Source organism: Pseudomonas rhizoryzae (genome assembly GCF_005250615.1).
Taxonomy (GTDB): domain Bacteria; phylum Pseudomonadota; class Gammaproteobacteria; order Pseudomonadales; family Pseudomonadaceae; genus Chryseomonas; species Chryseomonas rhizoryzae.
In genome coordinates this window covers 1-23,562 of record NZ_SULM01000027.1, presented here as the reverse complement: position 1 = coordinate 23,562, position 23,562 = coordinate 1, and the positions used below count along the sequence as shown (strand labels likewise).

Sequence of the window (23,562 nt, the reverse complement as noted above, 5' to 3'; positions counted from 1 at the left end):
TGTGGTACCGCAATAACGCCCTTGGCAAGTTCGCCAAGAAGAAGATCATCAGCCGTAAGAGCGCCTATCACGGCATCACCACCATCAGCGCGAGCCTTACCGGGTTGCCTGCCAACCAGCGCGGTTTTGATTTGCCTCTCGCGGGTTTTCACCATGTCAGCTGCCCACATCACTATCGCTATGGCCTTCCAGGGGAAAGTGAAGAGCAGTTCGCCGACCGTCTCGCCAATGAGCTGGAGGTCCTCATCCAGCGAGAAGGCGCCGAGACCATCGCCGCCTTCTATGGCGAACCGCTCATGGGCGCTGGTGGCGTCATCATCCCGCCCCGTACTTACTGGCAAAAGATCCAGGCGGTTTGCCGCAGGCATGACATCCTCATCGTGGCGGACGAGGTCATCACTGGTTTCGGGCGTACCGGCAAGCTGTTCGGTTGCGAAACCTTCGACATAAAGCCCGACATTCTGGTGCTTTCCAAGCAGCTGTCGTCTTCCTATCAGCCCATCGCCGCCATCCTGCTCAACGAGGACGTGTACCAAGGCATCGCCGATCATAGCGGCGCCCTGGGTACCTTCGGTCATGGCTTCACCGGCGGCGGTCACCCCGTGGCGACCGCCGTGGCCCTGGAAAACGTGAAGATTATCCAGGAAGAGCGTCTGGTGGCTCATGCTGCCGAGATAGGCGAGTTGCTGCTCGGCAAACTCCGAGCTTTTGAAAGTCATCCCCTGGTAGGTGAAGTGCGAGGCGTAGGTCTGATCGCCGCTGTGGAGGTGGTGGCAGACAAGGCTAGCAAAGCCCCGCTGAACGGTACGCCCGGGCGACTCGGGAAATACCTCGTCGATCGTATGCAAGAAAATGGCGTGATCAACAGAGCGATAGGCGACGCCCTGGCGTTCTGCCCGCCTCTGATCACCACCCCGAGCGATATCGCTCGCCTCCTGTCCAGCCTGGAAAGGTCCCTTGAGCAGACCTATTCCTGGAGTCTTCAGCACTGAGAACGTGCTTACCGAACCGCCAGATAACGCCAATGGCGACACTCGGCAAGCGACGTCCAACGCTATGACCGGCGGGTCATAGCGTTTCGATGCAAGCAGCGACGTGGTCTCGCCAAAGGCCTTACGTGGATGCATTCATCACGCAAATCAGTGATCGCCGAAAGGACTCTGTGCGGTCGTAGACACGACAAAAAAATCCGCGGCCAAGCGCCAAGGACCCGCCATCACAAGAAATAAAACTCGCCTGCCAATAATCATCGTCAATGTGCCTTCGAAGAAACTGGCTTTCTATCGAAGCTGATTTTTCTGAACGTTTTAGTTGGCAAGCGCCACAGGTAATCCACTATGCCCATACGCTCCGTTCGGACAACCATAAGTCTTTATGCCGGCGGCAGCGTGCTAGCCGTAGTCGCCGCCTTGACGAGCTATGTTCTATACGCCGGATCGCAGACGCAAATTCTGATCGAGACGTATACTACTGAACTTGCGACTAAAAATGCTCAAGAGCTCTTGGGGGCCCAGGCTCGGGCGACGGCAAACCAAATCGGTCAGAAACTCGAAGAGCCTTTGTTGGTGGTATCGAACCTCGCACAACTGAATGCGCAGCTAGGTCGATCCGACGATGCAAAATTGGATCTGGATCGAAATGCCATTTCGCTCATACTCAGAGACACCCTCGCTAATAACCCCAATCTGCTCGACATCTATGCAGGCTGGGAGCGCGATGCTTTCGAAGGAGAGGATAGCCAGTATGCCGGGCTCACTGCACAAGGCTACGATTCGACTGGGCGTTTCATGCCATGGTGGTATCGGAAACCAGACGGAGGCTTCAAGTTAACGCCGTTGGGCGAAATACTCGATAGCCAAACGATACTTTCCACGGGCGTCCGCGAAAATGTCTTCTATACCTGTCCGCAACAAGGTCTGAAAGCCTGCGTGATCGACCCCGCTCCCTATGAAATAAATGGGCAGCAGATATTGATGTCGTCCTTCAATGCTCCAATTGTTGTCGACGGCGCCTTTCGCGGAGTGATCGGTGCGGACCTATCCTTGGACTTCATTCAAAAACTGTTGATAGAGGCAAACAAACAGCTATATGGCGGTGCCGGAAACATTGCCTTGATCGCCAGCCAGGGAACGATAGTCGCTAACACCGCCAACTCCGAGAGCCTCGGTAAACAGGCCAAGGAGGTACTCGGTGACGCCGCCAATGAGCTTGGCCAACTGGGGGACGGTCTTACCAGTCGTTTCGACGAAAACCATGATCTCTACCAAGTTTATCTACCGCTGCACCTGGGTAAGAGCGCTACCGTCTGGATACTGCTCGTACAACTTCCTCGCAACGCGGTTCTGGCAGATCTTCAACACCTGCAACAGGCCCTGACCCAGCAGCGCCAGAACGATATCGTCGGCATGCTGCTGGTGGGTATGGGTGTTGCCGCCATCGGTTTACTGTTGCTCTGGATCATCAGTGGCCATATCGCTCGTCCCTTGCGCAGCCTGGTCGTGATGCTGGATGCCATCGCCCAGGGCGAGGGAAATCTGACGCAGCGGTTGCAGGTCAATCGCCGCGACGAATTGGGTGCTATCGCTAGCAGCTTCAATGCCTTCTTTGCCTCCCTGCAGCATCTGATCAAGCAACTGGTGCAGTCGATAGGGGAAGTAAGCGATGGTGCCCAACGCACCTCTGATATCGCACGCCGAGTCCGCGATGGGGTGCATCTACAGTTACAGGAAATCAATCAAGTGGCGACTGCCATGCGGGAGATGACCGCAACGGCGCAAGATGTCGCCCGCAATGCCGGAAACGCTGCCAAGGCAACTCAAAAGGCGACCGCTGCGGTGGACGACGGACAGCAAGTGGTTCAGCAAAGCGTACAGGAAAGCAGCAGGCTGGCTCAGGAGATCGAGCTGGCCGTGCAGCAGGTTCAGCGGGTAGCACACGACAGTGTCGGGATCGGTTCTATTCTCACCACCATCAACGGTATCGCCGCCCAGACCAGTCTGCTGGCGCTTAACGCCGCCATCGAGGCCGCTCGCGCGGGCGATCAAGGACGCGGCTTCGCCGTGGTAGCAGACGAAGTGCGGAGTCTGGCCCAGAAGACCCAGGTGGCTACAGGCGAGATTCAGGACATGATCCAAAAGCTGCAGTCTGGTGCCCGTGAAGCGGTGGACGTGATGCAAAGCAGTCGTGGGCAGACCATTCAGCACGTAGAGCAAGCCGAAATTGCCCGTGTTGCACTTCAAGCGATACTCGCCGAAGTACAGGAGATTAGCGATATGAATCTGCAGATTGCCAGCGCTGCCGAAGAGCAAAGTGCCGTGGCCGAGGACATCAATCGCAATATGGTCAACATTGGGCAGGTGGCGCAGTCAGTAAATAAACAAGCCGAAGAGGCCTCAAGTGCTGGCAATCACCTTAGCGATTTGGCATGGAAGCAAGCTCAACTGTCTGAGCGCTTCAAGGTGTAGGTGTGTGATTCATTTCTATGTGATTGGAATTTTTATGATTTATTTTTGCTTTTAAAGGCGAAGTGCTTTTTTGTACAAGGCTCTAACATTGGGCGCAATTATAAAGGCATCGAGTTATAGGTTTCCGAACTCGAAGCGCGTCTTAACGTAAAACGGGTCATGATGGTCATCGCCTCGACGCGATAAGGGGCACTCGACTTTCTCGGTCTTTTTTTGAGTATCTGGCTGGGTCACGCTGCGTTAGACGCCTCTGGATCGCCAGCCTGGCCGAAATTACCGCTTTGAAAGTGATTCAAGAGGCCGGCCACAAGTCGTTTGTTTTCTGTGCGGCAGATTTATTGACTGCGGGGCCTCTCGCATAAGGATTCAGGCGTTGCTGCCAACCTAACGATACTCGCCGTTCCTATGGCTGTATTAGATTTCAAGCTTTTTGAAGGTGCCGCTACATGTTGCCCCTGCCTCCATTCATGTCGCCGACGATAAACTCAGCGCGAATCCTAGAGTTTTCATCCGAGCACAGGATGAACAGAGCCAGAGGCGCGAGGAGTGCGATTTCTTTAGGCAACAAAAAAGCCGGCTTGTGGCCGGCTTTCTATGAGAATAAGTTATTGATTTATATGATTTTTTATAAATGATCCGATTTTAACCCACATATCCACCCACACCTCGGTGTGATGTATGACCGGGGGGGTGGAATCACGCAGTAGAGGGATGTGGTACGTCTTTCACCTCGACAGTGGCTTCGGTAGATGCCTCGATGATTCATTCAAGTCACCTTTGATATCGTTTAAGAAGCGGGTGCAGCGCAGGCAGAGGCGAGGTGTCGCAATTGGGTGTCTACTTCAAGCAGCCCTTTACGATTTTGGCAGGCATTGCTGATGCAAAAAACTTTCGGCAAAACGTGCGATCAATCTGGCTGCGGTGAAATCGCGGTATTGATCTTCGATAAAAGCAAATATATCTCTTGGTTGAACTAGGTGCAGCGAGTCATAGGGTGTGAAAGGCTCTGCCAAGTACAGGCCAGCTCTTGGCTGGAGAAGCTCTATTTTATCATTATGTGTTTGCGGTTTATTTATATTTTCTAGAGTGGGCTGAAGGGTGTTGGCATCTTGCGAAGAGCTGGGCTTTCAGTAAATACTTAAGAATCTATTTTTTAATAAAAACTAAACCCACTTCAGTTTCCATCGCTATAAGAGCTTCGACTATCTGCGCTCGTTTCAATCCGTGCTTTTGGGATAGTGCATCAAGCTGATCTATCGCTTCTTTGGAAAGCAGGAGGTTGACCTGCTTCTTGTCGGCAGTACGCTCGCCAAATTGCTTACGATTCCACCGCCTCTTGATCTCTCGAATCATGGCTGTCCGTTCGTGACGGCCTACATCCCCTTGATCGAAGAACATTAGCAGCTCTTGGTAGTTGCTAATGGGCGTTTGCCTGGTAATAGGTGAAAGGTGATTCTTTTGAAGCCACTCCCAGGCGCAGACACAGCGCTTTTCACTCTCTTTCTTATCGGTGAACCATTCGAACTCACTGTCCTTCGCCTTGTGCCTGAGCCAGTTCCTGTGAAGCTGATCCACCTCAGATGCCTTGTCGGCAATATCGACATCCCAAAGGTCGATCATGCCGATGAGGCGATCTCTGCCGGTGAGGTGGACTAGAGCGCGAGGTAGGTGCAAGTCAGTCATTTTCTCGATCTCATGGATCAGCCATCGATGCTGTCGTTCATCCTCTTCGATCCACCCCAGCTTTTCGTTTGGAAGCAGGAGTCGATCCTTCTCTTGGGGGATGCGGGACTGGAAGAGCCTATGGTTCTTCAGGGCTTTGGCTATCTCGTCACGCATGGTTAGGCCGTTGCAGGATCTAAGGTCAAGCCTCGCCTCTTTGTAGTGGTAGAGGTGCAACCACAGCCAGATGTCGTGGCGATTGCTTCGATGAGGTTCCTGGAGCAGCTCGCTCAGCCTGTCCGCATCCTTGCTGCGTGCGCGATCGTTAGTTTTCACGTCATTTCAATCCAGGTCTAAGGGGAATCTTGGCGCAAAAAGCACCCGATTCTATAGTCACTCTGTGGATGTTAAGAATATATTCTTAGGAGATTCTATTAGGATTCTATGGAGATTCTATAATAATATTTTCTTTACAGATCTCATTTTTACTGGGTTTTAGCGGGTCTATGCCAGTTTTTCAGCATTTTTCCCATACGAACCAACCTTTGCGCGAGATGAGAGCGCTACGGGACGCCGGTCCGGAAGCGCGGCTGTGCTAGCCGCGTTCAGAAGGCGACTAGATGATTTGGATTGGGGCTAAATTGGCCCAACCGTCAAAGCGGCTATCCGGATGACCTGCTGATAGTGGTGTGAGCCGACTGGCGTTCGCGGAATGTAGTCGGCTAGTCACGAGGAGGGAGATTTGCCCTAGTCGATGTGCAGGCGCAGAAAGCCGTAGGTTCACTGCTTGGCTATGTCTAAGGATGGGGGCCATGGAGGGGCACCTGCGGACCAGTCCTTCAGTGTTTTTTTACCGGCTTTGCCAATCCTCTGAACGAATACGAGGAGCCCGTTCATGAGGATCGTCCGTCTAAAAGAAGTCATCGACTCGACCGGTCTTGCCCGATCGACCATCTACAAATACATAGCGGAAGGAACCTTCCCGAAACCGGTCTCGCTGGGAGACCGCTGTGTCGGTTGGGTTGATAGCGAGGTGCATGACTGGATCCTGGCCAGGATCGAGGAGCGTGACCAGGCTGAGCGAGGCGTTGCGCGCCCAATCGGCCATCTGAGTATGGCCAGCTAGAGCACTGCCATCTGCGCCATGACCGGCATTGGCTGGTCATGGCGCTTATGCCGCCGTTCAGTCCCTGACTGTTCGGCTCCGCATGGCAAGTCGTGGCAGTATTACTCCCGCCGTCCCGACAGCCTCAGTTCCGATATCTGGCTCGGGCCTCTTCGGCTTGATTTATTTCCGAAATCCGAACTCGGCAATAATTGCCGCTATGGCGGGACGATTGAGGTGGCTTAGCCCGAGCAGCTCGGCGAAGGAAATTGCGGTGCGGGTATTATGCTTTTACTAGCTATTACCACCTGAAGGGTTCACGCCTAACTGAGTAGCAACCTTCACTGACCTATACAGGGAGTCGGACCCTGAGCCACCACCTGAAGGGCTAACACTACAACGGATGCACAGAGACCAAGCAACTGGCCAGCGAGCAAGGTAGCGGTTAAAAAATACACAGCAGGCACAGGTTATGAAACTCAACCAACGAGAGGTCATAACCATGCTCAACCATATCGAACCTACCCAGCGCTACCCACTCCGTCATCCTGATAATCCCAACCTCCATCTGCACTATGGGGATACCTTCGAGGGCTTTCCCTTACAGAGCCAGATAGGCCCCTTTATTCGGGAGTACCTGTCTGATCTTAAGCACACCATCGAACTGGCATTGGCTGAGTATCCGAGGGTCTTGGCCTTCAGGGTGGATCTGCGCTTGCCTCAGGGCGTTGAACTACCCGACTACGCCTATACGAATCGGATCATCAGCAGGTTCTTTGAGTCATTCACGAAGAAGATCGAGTACCACCAAGAGCGGGTGGCTGAGCGAGGCAACTCGCGTGGATGCAAGGTCAGGTACGTTTGGGCAAGAGAGGTGGGTCACGCGGGGCGGCAGCACTACCATCTGCTGATTCTGTTAAACCGAGATGCCTACTACACGATGGGACGGCTACGTTCAAAGCGTGTGAACATGATAAGCCGAATGCAAGAGTCCTGGGCAAGTGCGCTGGACATATCGGTCGAGAAAGCGAAGGGGCTTTTAGAGGTTCCTAAGAATGCCGAGTATTTTGTTGATCGGGAGGTTCGTCGAGGAGATGTCGATGAGCTGCCAGATCTTTTCTATCGAGCAAGCTACTTGTGTAAGAGTGCTACCAAGACCTATGGGGATCGACAGCGTGGGTTCGGCACCAGTCGGGGCTAGCTACCACGCTGGCCTTCCAGTTCCAGCGGGTGATCCTGCTGATGTCCTGGATGCCCTTGGCGGTGACGGTTATGGGGGAGGAGACGAGCCCCTCTAATTCCTGTAGGCGTTCACTGCGGTCTGGCCCGAGCATGTGGCGAGTGATTGCTTCGGCGAGGCAGCAGAGCCGGAAACGACGGGTCGCGGTGAGGTGGTGCTTGTTGTGGAGTATGAGCCCGTGCTGCGGATGTTGACGACTGAGATCCTGGGCTACACCGCTTGAGGCGTCGGGAAGCGGGGAGGGTTGGAGATTTTGAACGCCGATGGCCGGATCGATCTGCTGATTACGGATGTCAGCCTTCCGGGTGTTATAAATGGTCGGCAGCTGGTCGAGACGGCTTGGGCAGTGCGCCCAGGGCTCAAGGCGCTCTTTATCACCGGCTACGCCGATACTGCCTTCAAGGATGAAGGGCTGCTCGGGTCAGACATAGCGGTGCTGACCACGCCATTCTCCATGGATGCCTTTGCCGCCCGCGTGGATAGGCTGTTGGACTCCTGGGTGTATAGCCCTGCTCAACGTAGCGCCTGACTTACTGCCGACTCCAGGGCGTCTGGCATCCAGGTTTTCTGGAGATAGGCCACGTTGGCTGGGAGATCGGCTTGGGCCTTATAGCCATAGCCTGTGGGTATGCCTAATTTTCCTATTTTATTATTTGGTTTATTGAGCTGTTCCGGACAGATTGGGAATAAATTCGTTGTTGTTCGGTATATCTGTCAGTAAAGCGGCCACCCGTGAAGCTAGTATGAATGAAAAGCGGCGTAGCTCAGGTACGGCAGTGGCTTCCCAATATTGAGCTTTTAGCATAGGCCCTAAGTAACTCAGCCAAGATAACGGTTGCTGATGTTGATCTAACACTCGAAGCTGCTCGTCTACGAGAATCCCTACATTGCAAGGGCTTGCGCTAACAAGTCCTTGCGTCAGCAAACTACGGATCAAAGGAGCATTGATTCGCTGGATGTTAAGGTTTGGACCTGTACAGTTGATTATCCTGCTAACCTGGATTGAATCCATTGCCTGATCTTTGCGGCGGCGAAAATCGACAACTACATTTTTCCCTTGTATGGTTACATTGGTTAAACGACCTGCATGAATGGAAAATTGTTTAGTGCCTACGTGATGTCGAAAGCGCTCATAAGTTGTAGGTGCCAGGCGGTGACGATGGAGGTCCCACCAAGGTTGAACATGCCGTATAAATTGTCTCTGTTGCTTGGTGTCCATTGCTGCCCAGAGTTTTTGCACCGCTGGACGCAGGCTATCGACTACTGCTCGCCAATCGCCGCCTTGCCGCTGATGTTCTCTCACTAGTTCACGCAGCGCCGCCATTAGCTGCCGAGGAGAGCCGCCTCTTAGGCGTGCAGGGTTAGGAAAGGGCCCAATTGCTGTGGGTAGGTGCCCTAAAGGTAAAAGACCACGCCGCGAGAGCAGATGGATTGGGCCGCTATGGCCCTCATGAACTAGCTTCAAAGCCATATCGACCGCAGTTAGGCCCGTTCCGATTAATAGTACTGCTGCATCTGGATTGGAAGAGAGTCGGGCGGGGGAATTCCAAGGATCATTGGTATATATTTCTGATTTTAGGTTGTGTTTCAAGTTAAGGCAGTCTGATGGGGGAAAGTTGCCGAAGGCAAGGATGACATGGTCCGCCTTTAGGATTGTTCCATCCGACAGTTTGAGTCGGGCGCCTTCGCCGTAGGGACGAATATGCGTAACTTGTGCAACGACCCGAGACAATTGTACGCTTGGGTTGGATAGTTCGGCTCTTTCCAAAGCGCTGTTCAGATAATTCCCATAAAGGTTGCGGCTGACGTACGATGTGTGTTCGACAGGGTGTTTTAGATCTCTGCAGAACCTCAAGAAATCATCCGGATCATCGTCTAGTGCGCTCATTTTTCCGGCAGTGGTGTTCAAAAGATGAATGGGGCTATTGGTGCCGTATGCCAGCCCTCTAGCCATGGTGCGCGTACTATTGATTAATATTATCTGTATGTTAGTACAGTCACCGCGTAAGATATGCGCTGCTGTCGATACTCCGCTGAAGCCAGCCCCAATGATAACAAGCGTCTTCATAATGGTTGTCCCGTAATGGTTGTATCGTCTAGCTCCAGTACTGGCGGTGGCGCAAAAAATTATCGATGATGAAAGCTGCCTGTTCAATAGAAGTTGTAGCGCTGTCGATGACGATGTCGGGGTGTGAGGGGCGCTCGTAGGGAGAGTCGATTCCGGTGAAATTTTTGATCAGCCCTCTGCGTGCTTTTGCATACAAACCTTTGGGATCGCGCCGCTCCAATACAGCCAGGGGCGCATCGATAAATATTTCAATAAAGTCATCGTCACCGAATAAAGCTCTAGCCATGCGCCGTTCCTGCTCAAACGGGGAAATAAGGCACACCAAGGTGATCACGCCTGAGTCTACTAAAAGTTTTCCTACCTCGGCTGTACGCCTGATATTTTCCTTTCGATCGTAATCAGTAAAGCTGAGATCTGACGTTAGACCTTGTCGAAGCCGATCACCGTCCAACAGACAGGTGTGCAGCCGATGCTCGTGTAGTTTCGCTTGGACTTGGTTAGCTATGCACGACTTACCTGCGCCGGACATTCCAGTGAACCACAGCAGGAGCGAGCGATGACCTTTCAAATTGGAATGGTCCTGACGTCCGATGGCGAAGTCGTGCGCGACAATATCCGAATGCGCATGGACGGTTGGCGGTAAAGCCAGCGAATAGGGCATGGGAGTATCTCCACAACGATAGTGTGTCAGAGCTCGATTACGGCGCGATAGCGCACCTGGTTATTGCGTAGCGCATCTAAGGCTTTATTAATTTGGTTCGCAGGAAAGGTTTCAACCAAAGGCCAAATGCGATGCTCGGCAGCAAAGGACAGCATCTGCAGCATGTCGTGACGTCCACCCACATTGGCTGTGGAAACAGTAAGGGTTTTATAGGTCATGGCGGCAATATCCAGCGTGACTGGATTTGGCATGCCTGCAAAGCACAAGGTGCCACGAGGCCGTAGCAAGGCAATTGCCCTAGACCAGTCTTGGTCGTTAGAGGCGGTCACTAGCAAGAAGTCCAGACTGTTTTCTTGAGAGTGCAGGGTGGCGGGGTCAAGGGTATAGAAGTGACGAGCTCCTAGCTCCAAAGCCTGCTCTTTCTTATCACTAGAACTTGAAAGGGCGGTTACGATGCATCCAAACTTGGTGGCGAATTGAATGGCAAGGTGGCCTAACCCTCCGATTCCCAAAACGCCAACCCGCATGTCTGGACGTGTACCACGTATCAGCGCGGTATATACCGTTTGGCCTGCACAAAACAAAGGTGCAGCCATAGGTGAAGGTAGTGCATCGGGGATAGCGAAGACGAATCTTGCGTCACATGTCAGGAAGTCCGCGAACCCTCCGTGGTGTCCGTTACTGCACGTGGGAATTACGTTCGGGCAGTGTTGCTCCTCACCTTTTAAACACCATTCGCAATTTAGACATGCCCCTTTGTACCAGCCGACACCGACTCGTTGACCTTGATTAAGCCCTACAACCGATGACCCTATGCGGACTACTTTTCCAACTACTTCATGACCACATACCTGCGGGTACTGAGATGCTTCGCCCCAGTTTCCTTCGATCAGATGCAGGTCGCTAGTACAGGCACCACAATGCGTTACCTGTAGCTCGACCTCATTAGGTCCCGGAGCCAGCCGTTTATAAGTGAATGGTTCCAGGATTGAGCCAGGGCTATAGGCCGCCCAGCCAGTTGTGTTTTGCATCATTGGTCCTCTCCTGTGTATAGGTGGAGCGCCGTGAGGTACCGCTGTGTCCATTCGGCATCAATGACCGGACACTTCAGGTTATCGAGTTCCAGCGGAGCCGGGTGGCTGAAGTGTTCGAAGTCTTCGATGATCATCGGAAGAATCAGCAATGTGCGTTGGAGTAACGCACTGTTAGGGGCATTGGCTTCGAGTCTGGATTGCCAATCGCTTAGGGGAAGCGCCGTGAATTTAGCCGGTCCCACGAGTGTTTGGATCCAAGAGCAGATCTGCACCCAACGCGAGTTGGCAGGGTTGTAGAGGTGATCTATAGACGTCAAGCGGAGCGCTGGCTTGCTTAGTGCGTAATGCACGAAGACTCGAGCGACATAATCTACAGGCGCGAGGTTCAGCGACCATTCGGTTTCCGCTGGCCAAGCTTCAAGCATTAGACAGCTACGAATCAGCAATCCGATATAGTCATCGGGATTGATTCGGTCGCTTGCGTTTGCCTTAGTAGGAGCGCTGATGTCTCCGCATCTCAGGATTTTTAGATATATTCCGTTCTGTTTGCAGAATGTAGTCGCTACGCGTTCAGCAACGATCTTCGAACGATTGTAGCCGGTAGTTGGGGGGGTTTCAGGCAAGGTTGAGGCGAAGACAACACCGGCGCCGCCAAGTTTAGCTATGCGCAATACCTCTATTAGGCTACCTACGTTAGTCTCAGCCAAGAGTTCGTAACGTTTTAGCCAGTTTACCTGTGCACCACAATGAACGATACAATCGACCTCCCTTAATAGTCGAAGATAATCCTCCGCTGATAGGCCTAGCTGAGGTTGACTCAGGTCTGCAGCCACTGCCTCTACGGGTTCTAAATCCACAACTCGTTGCTGAGCATGAATTGAGGTATCTGCACGCACTAGGCAAATAATGCGTTCGACGCCCGGCTCACTCTGTAATTGGCGCACGATCATCCGTCCTAGATAACCTGTAGCACCTGTGACCAGAATAGTCCGGCGTGTCGCCCGCTGAGGTATTTGCGAAGTAGTCGCGCTTAGCCTCGATAGGTAGCGTTCGGCTTCGGCCTGAATTGAGAACGGAGCTTCTTGTACGCGTTCGTCGTGTAGTTGAAAGGCGAGTACCTGTGTTATTCCTGCCAGTGTAGAGTCGCGGGCTATGTCGGCGATAGATAGACCGGAATGGAAGGTTTTGTTGATCGAGTTCACTAACTCCAACAACAATAGGCTGCCACCTAGCTCGAGAAAGTCGCTTTCAGGTCCCAACGTGATTCCGTCAAGGTGGAGACAATTAGCCCATAGGGCCGCGACCTGTGACTGCAGTGGTGTTAATGGTACGTCGTCATCCGGTAGAGGGATCAAGGGCTTTTGCAATAGTGCTTGCGCGCTTAGTCTTTTCTGGCTTGCGCTAGCCGGGAGTGCAAGGCTAAGAAAATACGCCACTGGTACACTGAAGGCTGGTAAATGCTGACTAGCCCATTTGCGCAGTTGGTTTGCGTGTGGGGGAGTTTTGGCATTTAATGGTGTAATAAAGGCAATCAATTGGATTTCGAGTCCATCACCACGTGTGGTGACCAAAGCCGTACGTACCTCGGGATGAGCAATCAAAATTCGCTCGACGTCGGCGCTAAATATCTTGAATCCCCGTACTTTCAAATGCGTAGTACTACGGCCCAGTAACTGGATCCCGTCTTCGGTAATTTTTACCACATCACCGGTACGCAGCAGCCTTTTGGCCAGGTTCGATTGAGACTCTGCCATAGGGTTCGTAATGAACGCAGCTTGGTCCGCCGCCTCATCTTTGAGATAGCCCGGAGTCAGCCCAGGAGTATGGATGTAGAGTTCCCCGACAGTGTATAGTCGAGTGCATTCGAGCATTGAATCCAGCACGTAGGCCTCTGTGTCAGGCGTGAAGTGCAACTTGCCTCCGGGGCCTACAAGTGCAACGTCTCCAGCTTCGTTAGAGCCATACAGATCGAGTATTTGGCAATTGGGCAAACAGCGCCTGAGGTCTGCAAGGAGCGTGTCGGGTAGCAGTTCTCCACTCAACCAAAGGGTATGCACAGTGATAAATGCTTGCTGGAATGCCTGCTCATCATTCAGCAAGCCGGATATCAGGCTGGGCGTTGTCATCAGTTGGGAGAGGCGATTGCGTCGGATAAAGCTTCTAAGGGCGATTGGATCCAACACCACGGAGTCTGGAATTGGACAGGCAATTGCATTGCTGAAGATTGGATAATAAACGTAGCCGGTCATCCATGCGTTAAACCCAACTCTGTCACCGGGCCGGAGATACCGTTGCCAAAAATCGAGGGAGTCTAGACGACCACTTTCGGCAATGGTGACCACCTTTGCTGTACCCGTGGTACCAGAGGTCAGCAATCCGTAAGCGATGTCACCGTACGGGAGGGGCTGTACGTCAGAGGACTCGTCGCAGCCAAATGGCAAGTGATCAAATAGTAGTGTCTGATAGCGATTTCCTAGAGACTTTAGAGTATGGGTATCTCCCACCACGACCGCTGGATCTAGTTTTTCTAAGACGTCAGCAATGGCATCTGCACCATACCAGCGAGGAATGTCTAGATACGGCCAGCGGAGTAGGCTGCATGCGGTCATTGTCACTAGCGAACGTAGGTCTTTATCCAGGCGAATAGCGATCCAGCCGCCACTAGGCGACACTTGGCAAAGACGCTTAGCCAAGTTGCAGGCTTGAGCATTTAGCTCTCTAGCGCTCAAGCTATATTGTGAGGTGGCCGCGACAACGCTGTTTGGAGCGTCGTGCAGCAATGTATGAAAACGCTCGTGCCATGAAGGGACCGACGCGTGAGTTGATCTACCGGAGTGTTGGGTCTTTATCTGGTGCTGTCGGCTATATAGTACAGACGCTCGTTGAAGTTTTGCAATTCGGGTGGATATTTCTTCTATCGCCGGATGGCGGGGGTCTATAGTGAGCAACTTGATCCCGGTTAGACATGCATGCGTGCTTTCAGGGCAAATTAGACAAAGTTGGCGATCTCCTATAAGTTTTAAAAAGTCGACGATGATGGGGTCTTCTGCTGTCGTAAGCGATACTAATGGCAAGTCTTGTAGTTGTTCGACTTCGCGAATTGCCTCATGGTCGTGCTGTTTGGGGGCTTTTAATAGCCAAACAGCATAGTCATCGGGTAATAGCGATGCCCACTGTAGGGCATGCAGATGCTGCTGCCGTGTCGCTGATAACAGCACTACCCGTAGTCGTACCTCTGTGGGTTCATAAAGACAAATAAGTTGTTCCGCTGTGGAGCGTGCACGTTGAAAGGCGGCTGCTAAGTAGAAAAATCTATAAATAGGTCGTTTTTCTAGTGCTACGCGTTCGACTATATCTGGAAACGTGGTTTCTGGATGCTTGATTTCAGCAAACCCACTAGACTGTTCGGCGTCGTTATGCCAGCCCTGGAAAAATTGCCACTGTTCGACTTTTTTTGGCTCCCAACTTAAAAGGCGAGGCGAAAAGTCGATACCTACAAAACTGCAAAAGCGTGCCAGGGTGGCGCGTGTATCACCCATCAGGTCAGCTTCACTATCCAGATACAATATCTGGCCGGCCTCACACCTTTCGACCACAAGGTCATGGATACGAGCCAACTCATCGAAACCTGACTCATCGGCGTCAAAATAGGTAGTGCCGCCACTTTGGCTAACACGATACAGAGATCGCATCACATCCGATGGCTTACGGACCAAAAAGACATGCTTGAACTGTGACAGCCACGCACTATCAATTTTATCGAAGTCGACGAAGTAGGCGATCTCTTTGGAGAATTGCAGCCGGTACGGCGGTGTTGGTGGCTCGCCGAGCAATGCCATCGCATCGGCATAATTGCGGACCCCGGGAGGTCCATTAGTAATCCGACGAGTGTGTTCGATAAGAGCGTGTTTTTCGGGGAAATGTCTGGCCAAGAACGGCTCGGAAAGCCTTTCATGTAATACTTTGACGTCAGGATGCTGCATCACAGCCCTTTCTAAGGCGGTAGATCGGCTACGGGAAACCGCCCATAGGATTACATTGGGTAGGACGATATTTGACGTCAGCATAAGCAGCTCCTTGTTAGGGCCGTGCATGTGCGGCGTTCAGCGATTGGTGATGGGTTTTTTTAGTAAAATGAAGCCAGAAAACAGGATAAGTACTAGACCCGCTGTAGTCCGGCTGGTGAGCACTTCATTGAAGAGAAGAGCCCCCCAGGCAATAGCGAAGATCAGGTAGGTGTAATCAAATGCGCCGATTACCGACGTTTCCCCAGTTTGATAAGCACGAGCGATACCTGTACTAACCAGTACCATCAGGAGCGCCAGTAGCACCATTACTCCCCAGTCGCTGATCGTCATTTTTGACCAACCGCCGATGAGGAATCGTAAGCCCTCATTGTCTGGTAGATGAGGGCCGGTCGTTGCGACAACGAAGCTTCCGAGCAAACCTATCAATAGCAAAGTGATATTGAGCGCCAGTGCTAGATGCATAGGCACCTCGTTAGCGCACTTACCCTTGGTTACTACTGCCGCGAGCGCATAAAAAATGGCAGCGAGCACTGGCAGCAGCGTCCATAGGTTAAAATCATCCTGGCTGGGTCCGAGTGTGATCAGCACCCCGAAAAACCCTATTAGGATGGCTAACCATTTTCTAGGTGTGACATGCTCCTTAAGGGTAACTGCCGAAAACAGCGCTATGAATAGAGGTGTCGTATAGATGGCTAATGCGGCTATAGTCAGACTGATGAAAGGTAGCGAACTGTAAAATGCTATCCACATCAGTGCGAGCAGAAGGCTCCTAGCGCTCACCCATACAGGAGAAATTGGCCACCAATGCGTTCTGCCTCGGCGATAAACCAACACGGCGATGAGCATACTGATCGCAAGAAGCGAGCGGATCACGTAAAGCTGCCACATTGATGTCTCTGTGCTGGTAGCCTTGATGAGGGCGTCTGAGACTGACAATAGGAACACCGAGCCCACGATGATAAGGATGCTCTGTCGGTTTTCGGCAGGTACAACTGTTGTTGCAGGCATGATGGATTCTCGTGCGGTGGTCCTGAGGTATTTTGATCCGGCTATGTGGTCGGTAAAAGCGAATTATTGTTAAACGGGAGGAATAAAATTTATGGATAACTTCAAACGTTCACTTCCACCACTTTCCAGTTTGGTTCCCTTTGAAGCGGCGGCTCGTTTGGAAAGCTTCTCTAAAGCATCGGAGGAGCTGCATCTCACCCAGGCCGCGATCAGTAAACAAATAAAAGCTCTAGAGGATTTTCTCGGGGTCGCGTTATTCAATCGTAGAAATAGAGCGGTATTTCTAACTGAAGCGGGTGCTGAGTTTCGTGACGCTGTTCGTACCGCATTCTTAGGCATTGCTTCGCGCGCTGAGGAGCTGAAATCGGGCCGAGTTAACAATGAGGTCGTTCTAGCTACCCAGTTGTGCGAAGCTTTCTACTGGTTAACGCCAAATATTTCACTCCTTCACGAAAAATACCCAGATTTGGAGGTTCGCCTTAATGCGTCCCTCCAGCCTATTACTGAAACCGTCGAAAAATTTGATGTTGCTATCCAAACCACTGGCAGGCCATCCGGTGATCACACATTAATGTTTACCTTAAGTGATGATGTTTTTCCCGTATGTAGTCCTCGGTACTTGGATTCATTAGACTGTCGCAGTATCGCTTTGCAGGATTTAACAGATTTAAGCTTGTTGCATCACGTTGCTATACCCCAGTGCTGGAGCACCTGGGGGGACTGGTTAGCAGAATTTCACATTACGCCTAGGGAACTTAAGGGGCGCTTCTATGATAGTTATCCGGTCATGATGCAAGCTTGCGTCGAAGGCATGGGTTTTGCTCTTGGTTGGCGACGGACCACAGAAAGAATGCTCGCTAGCGGTGACCTAGTGAGACCTTTTTCTGAATATGTTCATCTCCCTGAAGCGCTAAGCGTGTACAAGTGGCGTAATGAAAATCCAAGCCCGCCTGTTCGTCAGGTTCTGGAGTGGCTGACGTTATCTTTCAGAGACTGAGTGCCTACGAGTTGAGTATAGCTGTTCCAGCGCCACTATCGTTTTTTTCTGGATATCATGTACGGCATGTTCACTATTGGCACCCATTGCCGGATCGACAACAAACCGGCCTTGCTGATAACCATTGCTGTTAAGTCCTCGTTGAACGCTAGCGCATAGTGGAATATCTTCTTCGCGAATAACGGCAACGAAATCTATGACTTCTTGTTCTTCCTTGGATGGCGTATCTCTTACGCAAAACCACTCAACTACCTGTATGGTCTTCTCAACGCTAACTGGTAGATGGTGTAGTACGTTCATATATCCTCCTGGATAAACTTCAAGGCAAAAGTTTGGCCAGAGGTACCAAGCACCAAACTCTCGGGACCTGGCCGAATTCTCCTTCATCGTATACCCTTGATTGATACCACTGTCGCTGCTCACATGAGCGTGATAATGGTCGTGTATTGAAAGGTGGTAACTTTTCAAGTCTAAAGTGGCTGTCGAAAGTGTAGGGTGACACGTTGGGCAGTGGTAGCACTCCGAATAATTTTCTACGGAGACTTTCCAGTTTGAGTTTACGTCATACTCTTTGGAATAGGCGTGAAAAAGCCTCTCTGGTGTGGGTGAAAAAGTTCTAATTGATGATTCGAGGCCCGGCAGTAAAATCTGCATGGGCTGCGCGTTCGGGTCGAAATTGATAAAGACAAAGCCGCAAAACACATCAAGGCGCACTGGTTGGAGTTTAATCAGGTCTGCCTTAAAGTCTTTGAGATGCTCGGATTTGCGCGCGCTGATTAACTGTCCGTGGGTGTCGTATGCCCACGCATGATAGGGACAGGTTAGCAAACCAGGGACACGCCCTGAGCCTTCGACTAATCGATGCGCACGATGTTGGCAAACATTATGAAAGGCCTGTAGGGTACCGTCTTTACCACGGACTATTAGCGCGCTTTGGCGACCAAGATCGCGTACACGATAGTCTCCCGCTTTAGGCAATGCTGAAATGTGGCATACATACTGCCATGTTTTGGCAAAAATCGCCTCCATTTCGCAGTCGAACAACTCACCGTCAACGTAATGTTTTTTGGGCAATGTAAATGAGGCGAAAGGATCAATGTCAAACCCGTGAGCCAGGTTCGCCGGTGCAGTGGCGCTGGTCATGGAACCTCCATGGATTAGTTTAAGAAGCAGTGAGAATTATCCATATTGGGCGACAGGGTGCTCAAAATGTTGTGGGTCAAGTGTTAGGCCCAGGCCAGGACGCTCATGTAAATAAGCACGGCCTTGAGTTATTTCGAAATCTACCTCAGCCAATTGAACCTCGTGATGTCTGCAGCAATTCCAACTGGCGCGGTGCAGTCGGCTAGGGGTTGAAATTGCAAGGTGCATCACTGCGCTATCGCTGACCTGCGTTCCGCCGACATCTTCGATATTCATCCGGATGCCGTGGTAGATACAGTAATCACGAAGTCGCCGGGCTTTCGTCAAGCCACCGACGCGGCTAATCTTCAATCCAATTAGCTGAGCGATGTTTTGACGCTGGCTTTGTACCAGGTCACCCAGGGTTACAATAGATTCGTCCAGTATGATCGGATTGCGTGTCAACATACGCACTGCTTCGCACTGTTCCAGCGATTCGCAGGGTTGCTCAAAGCACACCGTTGGGTCTTGGACGCTGTTCATCACAGCAACGGCCTCAGCAACAGTCCAGGCACGATTAACATCAAAGGTAATAACCTCGCCTGCTAAGCGGTGTTCAAGCAAATGCTTGATCTGAGCCGTATCTTCTTCCACCCCGATACCGACCTTGCAGGAGTGAGTTCTGTAGCCCTCGCTACGCGCTAATGCCAGATAGGAAGACATCTGCTCTGTATCATCTGTGGGAATGCTGCTTTGCAGAGCTATTGACGGCTGAAGCTGTCCTCCAAGTAAGGCGTAAACCGGAAGTTGACAGTGCTTCCCAAGAATGTCCCAGCATGCTATGTCAATGGCGGTTTTTACATAGGGATGGCCCGGTAGCATCACATCCATAAGTGCATTAATTTGATCAAGGTGCAACGGATTTTCACCGATCAGGTGTGGCGCTAATTCTTCGATGCCCGCCCGAACACCTTTAGCGTAGGCTGGTAGATAGGTGGCGCCCCAAGGACAACTCTCGCCAACACCGACTAGTCCGTTGTCGGTAGTTATAAGTACTATCGTGGTATCGAGTGTCTCATAGTGAAGTCGTCCGCCGCTGAGGCTGTATTTGCTTTTGAGCGGTACATCCAGCTGATAGACCTTAATCGAGGAGATCTTCATGGTGCGGCCACTCCATCTCGTATGCGATTGCCAATCGGGTACGTAGGCGACGGATTGCTAAGGAGCGACTGTTGGAAGATTTTTTCTATAACGGGCAAATGTAATTTTTGCTGGAGTTTTTCAATCACCGCGATGCTGTCGAAGCAAGGTTCATAAATATTTAAATTCTCCGCGATCCAACTGGGCCCACAGCTCCAGTTTACAACTTGCTCTATGAGCGAGTCCGAAAGCCCCATTGCTCTGCCAATTTGCCAAGCTTCCACAAGAATCGTTTTGTTGATACAGGCTAAAAACTCTACCAAGTGTGATGCGAGCTTAATTTTGCTGCTGTCTGTAAGTGTGGAGTTTGACTGGAATTTTGGTGCCAGTTTCGGCGTGATACGTCCCATAGCGTCTTCAACTAAATCGCCGCTATGGCGATAGGCGCGGTTAGCACCATAGGGAGACGGCGCGTAAAAGCCGGGGATGTTTAATCTAATATTGTTTTCTCTTTCACTTAAAGCGGCTACCTTTACGTGATTTTCTTGGCTGTCAAATAATAGTCCTGCTTGGTTGTAGCGCTGGGCAATAATGCGCCCCAGCGGAATTTCTACCCCTAGTTCATCAGCTAAGGCCACGGTTAGACTCATATCTTTAACAGTGATCTCTAGCGTACAAGAATGATCGTAGCTGCCGTCAAGCATGAATGGGGTTAGTTGGCTGCTAACAAAGCAATTGCCTCGTGAGGTTTTTACGAAATCCCAAAGCCAGTGCAGCGGGATGTCGTTCGCTTTGGCCATCACTAGTAATTCAGCCCATACTGCGGTAGCTGCATAGAATAGAAGATTGGTCAGAAGTTTTACCGACTGACCGTAACCTATTTTTCCTACATAGAAAGACTTGCGACCCATGGTTTCGAGCATGGTTTGACTCAGCCGGTAGCCAGGCTCATCACCACCGATGTAGAAGCAAACATTTGCGAAATCGACGCCCATGTGCGATAGGTTGCTTACTGGGGCTTCCAAGCTGAAGATATTCTTCTGCTTGGCCAGTTTGGCGATATGTAGGGTGTTGTGATAGTCGGTAGTGGACGTATCGATCCAAACGGACCCCTCCGACATTCCTGACAAAGCACCATTATCACCAGTCATATTTTCTAGCACATGGTGAGGAAGCGGTAGACATGTCACCACTATCTGACATGTGCTTGCGCAAAGGGCAGGGGTGTCCTTCCATGACGCTCCTAACACAACCACCGAGCTAGCATGTTCGGGATTAATGTCATGAGCCTGAACCTCGTAACCTGCTTTTAATAGACGTTCTATCAGAGGGCGGCCCATATTACCGGTACCTACGAAACCAATTTTAGGCTTAGCAGATTGCATATCGATTCCTCTCGATCCCAATGGTGAGTTCAAACGAGCTCGCGTGCTCTGCCAGCGCCTTGGCGGGTTACCCAGATTGAGTTGAAGTTATCGAGCATTACTTGCTGACACGACACCGTTTGCTCAGTACCCATAGGAACAAAATTTGCGTCGATGTTGGGGTAAACAAAAAAAGGGAGCGAGACTCTACCGCTTTCACCACGATGCAACACTTGGTGCGGTGTGCTGATAAACAGACCATTGCTCCACTTCATTAACATATCGCCTAGATTAACCACTATGTCGTTTCCACGAGGTGGTACGTCAATCCAGCGCCCTTTAGAAAATGCACTGAGTGCGCACGCGTCAGCGGCGCTCTGAAATAAGAGGGTGAATATACCGTTGTCTGTGTGTTTTCCGGCCCCACTGCAATGGGGTGGGTAATATAGAGCACGCTGGATCAATACGGGGTCAGAAAAAAAGGGATCGAAAAAATTTCTATCTAGCCCCATAGCCAGCGCGAGTGCACGGAGTAATCTCGGTACCACCTGATGCATGACCTGTTTCTGTAAGGCTAGCATCGAGTTGGCAAAACCAGGGGCTGTTTGCTCGTCGGGTAGGAGGTTTGGTCCAGTGAAAGGTTTCTCACAAAGCGGAGCTTCCCTACCCATATCAAAGTGCTGCTTACAGTCCGGTCCAGTTGGGGCGTGCAGCGTTTCACCAAATATATTGACATAGCCTCGGCAAGTTTTGGGACTAACTTTTTGATGATCTTGAGAGAATTTCTGCTTGATCTCTATAGGTAGTGCAAAAAAAATTTGTGTTGCTGAAAACGCCTCGTCAATTATATATGGGCTAATGCCATGGTCACTTAGATAAAAAAATCCGTCTTCTATACAGGCTTCTCGTAGACGCTGTACTTCTTGCGAGGTGTCTGTAGTGTCAAGCAAGCTGAGTGAGATGCTATCTAGGGTATGCATACTTAAGCACTCTATTTAATGACTGCGAAAGCGAGGTAGTGGGCATGCACGCCATCTAAATAGGGAGCTTCCATAAGGGACTGGAGAGGTGCCATTTTTTGCTCGGCAACCAAACTATCCAGTAAGCTGGAAAAGCCTTCCGCCTCATAAAACGAACAGCGTGTACTAAATAGTAGGATTCCGCCAGGGGCTGTGATGCGAATAAGTTCGTGAATGGCATCTATCGGTAAGTGGCCTTCTATAAAGGCGCCGCAGCATACCGTTGCATCGTATTGGTTTTCAGCAATCGAGTTATTGCGCTCAGTTAAGTCTACCCCGCCGTACAGTTCTTTGTAGGACTGAGTTTTACGCGCCAGCTCTGTCATTGCTGGAGACAAGTCACAGCCGTCTATGATACTAAAACCTCGCTTACTCAACTCTTTACCCACCAAGCCGGTCCCGCAGCAGGCATCCATAATGCGTACCGGATTATGAAATTTTCGGCTGGCGATCTGTGCATTTCCTAGCAGCGCTGTAAGGAGATTGCTGATAATTTTCGGGCCGCAGTAGTTTTCCTCTGAGACGTCATTGTCGTAGTCAGATGACCAAGTCTCGTAGTAATCTCTAAGGCGAAAGTAGTCGCGATTGAAGTTTAATGCTCGATTAACCGATGTTGCGGAATAAGGGCTATTACTTCTCGTCTCGCGGTTTTCGCTAGCCATTCTGTATTCTCCGGAAAATTGATTTTCAGGTTGAATGAAACAGTTTTGACGTGATGGCGGGTTTCATTTTTATTCTGTGATTGCTCGATGTAAAGACCTAATAGATGAATTATTTTTCTATTTTTCTCGAAAGGTTAACTAAATGTTATATATGGTTGGGCGTGACGCATACCCTGATTGTGATAGGGGTGTACTGCCATTTCGAAGTTTGAAGATGCATTGATAGTAGAGGTGCGGGAACCTCATGCAATTCTTTGCGGTGGCTTAAATTCTTATCAGGGGGCCGAATTGCAGATCGCGTAGGTTCGAGTATTTGTATGCTAAAGGGCATCGAACAGAAAAATTAAAATACTGTTTGGTCTTAATGAGGAACGGCTGCTCAAGGCAGCCGTTCCTCATTAAAGTTTTGAGTGTCTGAACTTAAGCTACGTAGGCTAATTTCTTATTAAGGGATAGCAGATTTTAATTAGTTATACTGCACACGGCACGCTTGCGCTGATTGAAAGGCCTCCCGTAGGAAGGATTCAGGCGGCGCGGCTAGACGATTAATCCCTCGCAGTTCTGCTGGGCTGTACTTCGTTTCGAGCTTCTCAAATGTGCAAGAACATACGGCCTTGCTTGAGCCCCCATTCATGCAGCCCGCGATAAACTCACCGCGGATCTTGGAGTTTTCATCCGAGCACGCGGTGATCAGCAGCAGAGAGGCGAGAAGTGCCAGGTACTTTTTCATATCCAAGTCCTCTCAGCGCAGCACCAGTGCGCAGCCCACCATCACGCCGGCCACCAGGCCAATCAGTTGCGGCCCTACTCGCCAGAAGATCTTGATCCACAGCAGTCTGAGCAGCCCGCCGCTGGTAAAGACAGCATCAGGATGAGCGAACTTGCGGATCGCATCGCCGACCACCGCGCCGATCCAGCCCAGTACGGTGCCTACCACGACCGCGAAGCATTTGGCCAGTAAGCCAGCGCCCAAGACCATGGCCGAGGT

Annotated in this window: 19 protein-coding genes; 6 read left to right on the top strand and 13 right to left on the bottom strand. The window is 51.1% G+C overall.

Annotation, left to right across the window (positions count from 1 at the left end; translation table 11 throughout):
• The coding region (locus FAZ11_RS24255) for an aminotransferase (RefSeq protein WP_137283173.1) at positions 1–992 on the top strand (992 nt) is incomplete at its 5' end.
• 345 nt (positions 993–1,337) lie between these two features.
• Positions 1,338–3,464 carry a methyl-accepting chemotaxis protein gene (locus FAZ11_RS24250; RefSeq protein ID WP_058772853.1) on the top strand — a complete coding sequence of 709 codons (2,127 nt, stop codon included), beginning with the start codon at positions 1,338–1,340 and terminating at the stop codon, positions 3,462–3,464.
• Between the two features lie 1,146 nt (positions 3,465–4,610).
• Here the strand turns inward: FAZ11_RS24250 and FAZ11_RS24245 are convergent.
• Entirely contained in the window at positions 4,611–5,462 is an 852-nt protein-coding gene (locus tag FAZ11_RS24245) for a hypothetical protein (RefSeq protein ID WP_058766851.1), read from the bottom strand.
• 559 nt (positions 5,463–6,021) lie between these two features.
• Here FAZ11_RS24245 and FAZ11_RS24240 point away from each other — a divergent pair.
• From FAZ11_RS24240 to FAZ11_RS24230, 3 genes are all read left to right on the top strand, one after another.
• Positions 6,022–6,252: a helix-turn-helix transcriptional regulator gene (locus FAZ11_RS24240; protein ID WP_058766852.1), complete on the top strand. Its 231-nt coding sequence runs from the start codon at positions 6,022–6,024 to the stop codon at positions 6,250–6,252.
• A 451-nt stretch (positions 6,253–6,703) separates the two neighbouring features.
• Positions 6,704–7,432 (top strand): inovirus Gp2 family protein, encoded by a 729-nt coding sequence (locus FAZ11_RS24235; RefSeq protein ID WP_137279533.1) that lies wholly within the window; start codon positions 6,704–6,706, stop codon positions 7,430–7,432.
• 292 nt (positions 7,433–7,724) lie between these two features.
• Positions 7,725–8,000, top strand: coding sequence for a response regulator (locus FAZ11_RS24230; protein ID WP_058777032.1), 276 nt, complete (start codon positions 7,725–7,727; stop codon positions 7,998–8,000).
• 129 nt (positions 8,001–8,129) lie between these two features.
• On the opposite strand, the gene FAZ11_RS24225 is transcribed toward FAZ11_RS24230, so the two are convergent.
• The 5 genes from FAZ11_RS24225 to FAZ11_RS24205 form a co-directional block, all read right to left on the bottom strand.
• Positions 8,130–9,539 (bottom strand): FAD/NAD(P)-binding protein, encoded by a 1,410-nt coding sequence (locus tag FAZ11_RS24225; RefSeq protein ID WP_081049580.1) that lies wholly within the window; start codon positions 9,537–9,539, stop codon positions 8,130–8,132.
• 28 nt (positions 9,540–9,567) lie between these two features.
• The gene (gene cysC, locus FAZ11_RS24220; RefSeq protein ID WP_058766879.1) at positions 9,568–10,107 is read right to left on the bottom strand and encodes an adenylyl-sulfate kinase; all 540 of its coding nucleotides are present in this window, start codon (positions 10,105–10,107) and stop codon (positions 9,568–9,570) included.
• Positions 10,108–10,226: 119 nt separating this feature from the next.
• On the bottom strand, positions 10,227–11,234 hold the full coding sequence (locus FAZ11_RS24215) for an NAD(P)-dependent alcohol dehydrogenase (protein ID WP_158295287.1): 1,008 nt from the start codon (positions 11,232–11,234) through the stop codon (positions 10,227–10,229).
• A complete protein-coding gene (locus tag FAZ11_RS24210) occupies positions 11,231–15,301 on the bottom strand; it encodes an SDR family oxidoreductase (RefSeq protein WP_058772855.1) in 4,071 nt (1,356 codons plus the stop codon). Before FAZ11_RS24210 ends, FAZ11_RS24215 begins: the two co-directional genes overlap by 4 nt.
• A gap of 36 nt (positions 15,302–15,337) precedes the next feature.
• Positions 15,338–16,270 (bottom strand): DMT family transporter, encoded by a 933-nt coding sequence (locus tag FAZ11_RS24205; protein WP_058766856.1) that lies wholly within the window; start codon positions 16,268–16,270, stop codon positions 15,338–15,340.
• Positions 16,271–16,361: 91 nt separating this feature from the next.
• On the opposite strand from FAZ11_RS24205, the gene FAZ11_RS24200 reads away from it, so the two are divergent.
• Positions 16,362–17,267 (top strand): LysR family transcriptional regulator, encoded by a 906-nt coding sequence (locus FAZ11_RS24200; protein WP_058766857.1) that lies wholly within the window; start codon positions 16,362–16,364, stop codon positions 17,265–17,267.
• On the opposite strand, the gene FAZ11_RS24195 is transcribed toward FAZ11_RS24200, so the two are convergent.
• From FAZ11_RS24195 to FAZ11_RS24165, 7 genes are all read right to left on the bottom strand, one after another.
• Positions 17,250–18,410, bottom strand: coding sequence for an aromatic ring-hydroxylating oxygenase subunit alpha (locus FAZ11_RS24195; RefSeq protein WP_058772856.1), 1,161 nt, complete (start codon positions 18,408–18,410; stop codon positions 17,250–17,252). The genes FAZ11_RS24200 and FAZ11_RS24195 overlap by 18 nt on opposite strands.
• A gap of 36 nt (positions 18,411–18,446) precedes the next feature.
• Complete coding sequence (locus tag FAZ11_RS24190) at positions 18,447–19,550, bottom strand: mandelate racemase/muconate lactonizing enzyme family protein (protein WP_058766859.1); 1,104 nt, start codon at positions 19,548–19,550, stop codon at positions 18,447–18,449.
• On the bottom strand, positions 19,547–20,914 hold the full coding sequence (locus FAZ11_RS24185; RefSeq protein ID WP_058766860.1) for an NAD(P)-dependent oxidoreductase: 1,368 nt from the start codon (positions 20,912–20,914) through the stop codon (positions 19,547–19,549). The genes FAZ11_RS24190 and FAZ11_RS24185 overlap by 4 nt, the downstream gene beginning before the upstream one ends.
• Positions 20,915–20,943: 29 nt before the next feature.
• Positions 20,944–21,873, bottom strand: coding sequence for an isopenicillin N synthase family dioxygenase (locus tag FAZ11_RS24180; RefSeq protein WP_081049578.1), 930 nt, complete (start codon positions 21,871–21,873; stop codon positions 20,944–20,946).
• 11 nt (positions 21,874–21,884) lie between these two features.
• A complete protein-coding gene (locus FAZ11_RS24175) occupies positions 21,885–22,574 on the bottom strand; it encodes a class I SAM-dependent DNA methyltransferase (protein WP_081049577.1) in 690 nt (229 codons plus the stop codon).
• Between the two features lie 466 nt (positions 22,575–23,040).
• Positions 23,041–23,304, bottom strand: a complete 264-nt coding sequence (locus FAZ11_RS24170; RefSeq protein WP_058772858.1) for a hypothetical protein — start codon at positions 23,302–23,304, stop codon at positions 23,041–23,043.
• A gap of 12 nt (positions 23,305–23,316) precedes the next feature.
• Positions 23,317–23,562: hypothetical protein (locus FAZ11_RS24165; RefSeq protein WP_137283172.1), on the bottom strand; the 246-nt coding region annotated here is incomplete at its 5' end.

What these genes read in the sequence shown, in the direction of transcription:
- FAZ11_RS24170 (WP_058772858.1), bottom strand. Translation starts at nt 23,304, where the DNA reads ATGAAAAAGTACCTGGCACTTCTCGCCTCTCTGCTGCTGATCACCGCG.
- FAZ11_RS24175 (WP_081049577.1), bottom strand. Translation starts at nt 22,574, where the DNA reads ATGGCTAGCGAAAACCGCGAGACGAGAAGTAATAGCCCTTATTCCGCA.
- FAZ11_RS24240 (WP_058766852.1), top strand. Translation starts at nt 6,022, where the DNA reads ATGAGGATCGTCCGTCTAAAAGAAGTCATCGACTCGACCGGTCTTGCC.
- FAZ11_RS24210 (WP_058772855.1), bottom strand. Translation starts at nt 15,301, where the DNA reads ATGCTGACGTCAAATATCGTCCTACCCAATGTAATCCTATGGGCGGTT.
- FAZ11_RS24195 (WP_058772856.1), bottom strand. Translation starts at nt 18,410, where the DNA reads ATGACCAGCGCCACTGCACCGGCGAACCTGGCTCACGGGTTTGACATT.
- FAZ11_RS24205 (WP_058766856.1), bottom strand. Translation starts at nt 16,270, where the DNA reads ATGCCTGCAACAACAGTTGTACCTGCCGAAAACCGACAGAGCATCCTT.
- FAZ11_RS24215 (WP_158295287.1), bottom strand. Translation starts at nt 11,234, where the DNA reads ATGATGCAAAACACAACTGGCTGGGCGGCCTATAGCCCTGGCTCAATC.
- FAZ11_RS24225 (WP_081049580.1), bottom strand. Translation starts at nt 9,539, where the DNA reads ATGAAGACGCTTGTTATCATTGGGGCTGGCTTCAGCGGAGTATCGACA.
- FAZ11_RS24180 (WP_081049578.1), bottom strand. Translation starts at nt 21,873, where the DNA reads ATGCATACCCTAGATAGCATCTCACTCAGCTTGCTTGACACTACAGAC.
- FAZ11_RS24200 (WP_058766857.1), top strand. Translation starts at nt 16,362, where the DNA reads ATGGATAACTTCAAACGTTCACTTCCACCACTTTCCAGTTTGGTTCCC.
- FAZ11_RS24235 (WP_137279533.1), top strand. Translation starts at nt 6,704, where the DNA reads ATGAAACTCAACCAACGAGAGGTCATAACCATGCTCAACCATATCGAA.
- FAZ11_RS24185 (WP_058766860.1), bottom strand. Translation starts at nt 20,914, where the DNA reads ATGCAATCTGCTAAGCCTAAAATTGGTTTCGTAGGTACCGGTAATATG.
- FAZ11_RS24250 (WP_058772853.1), top strand. Translation starts at nt 1,338, where the DNA reads ATGCCCATACGCTCCGTTCGGACAACCATAAGTCTTTATGCCGGCGGC.
- FAZ11_RS24190 (WP_058766859.1), bottom strand. Translation starts at nt 19,550, where the DNA reads ATGAAGATCTCCTCGATTAAGGTCTATCAGCTGGATGTACCGCTCAAA.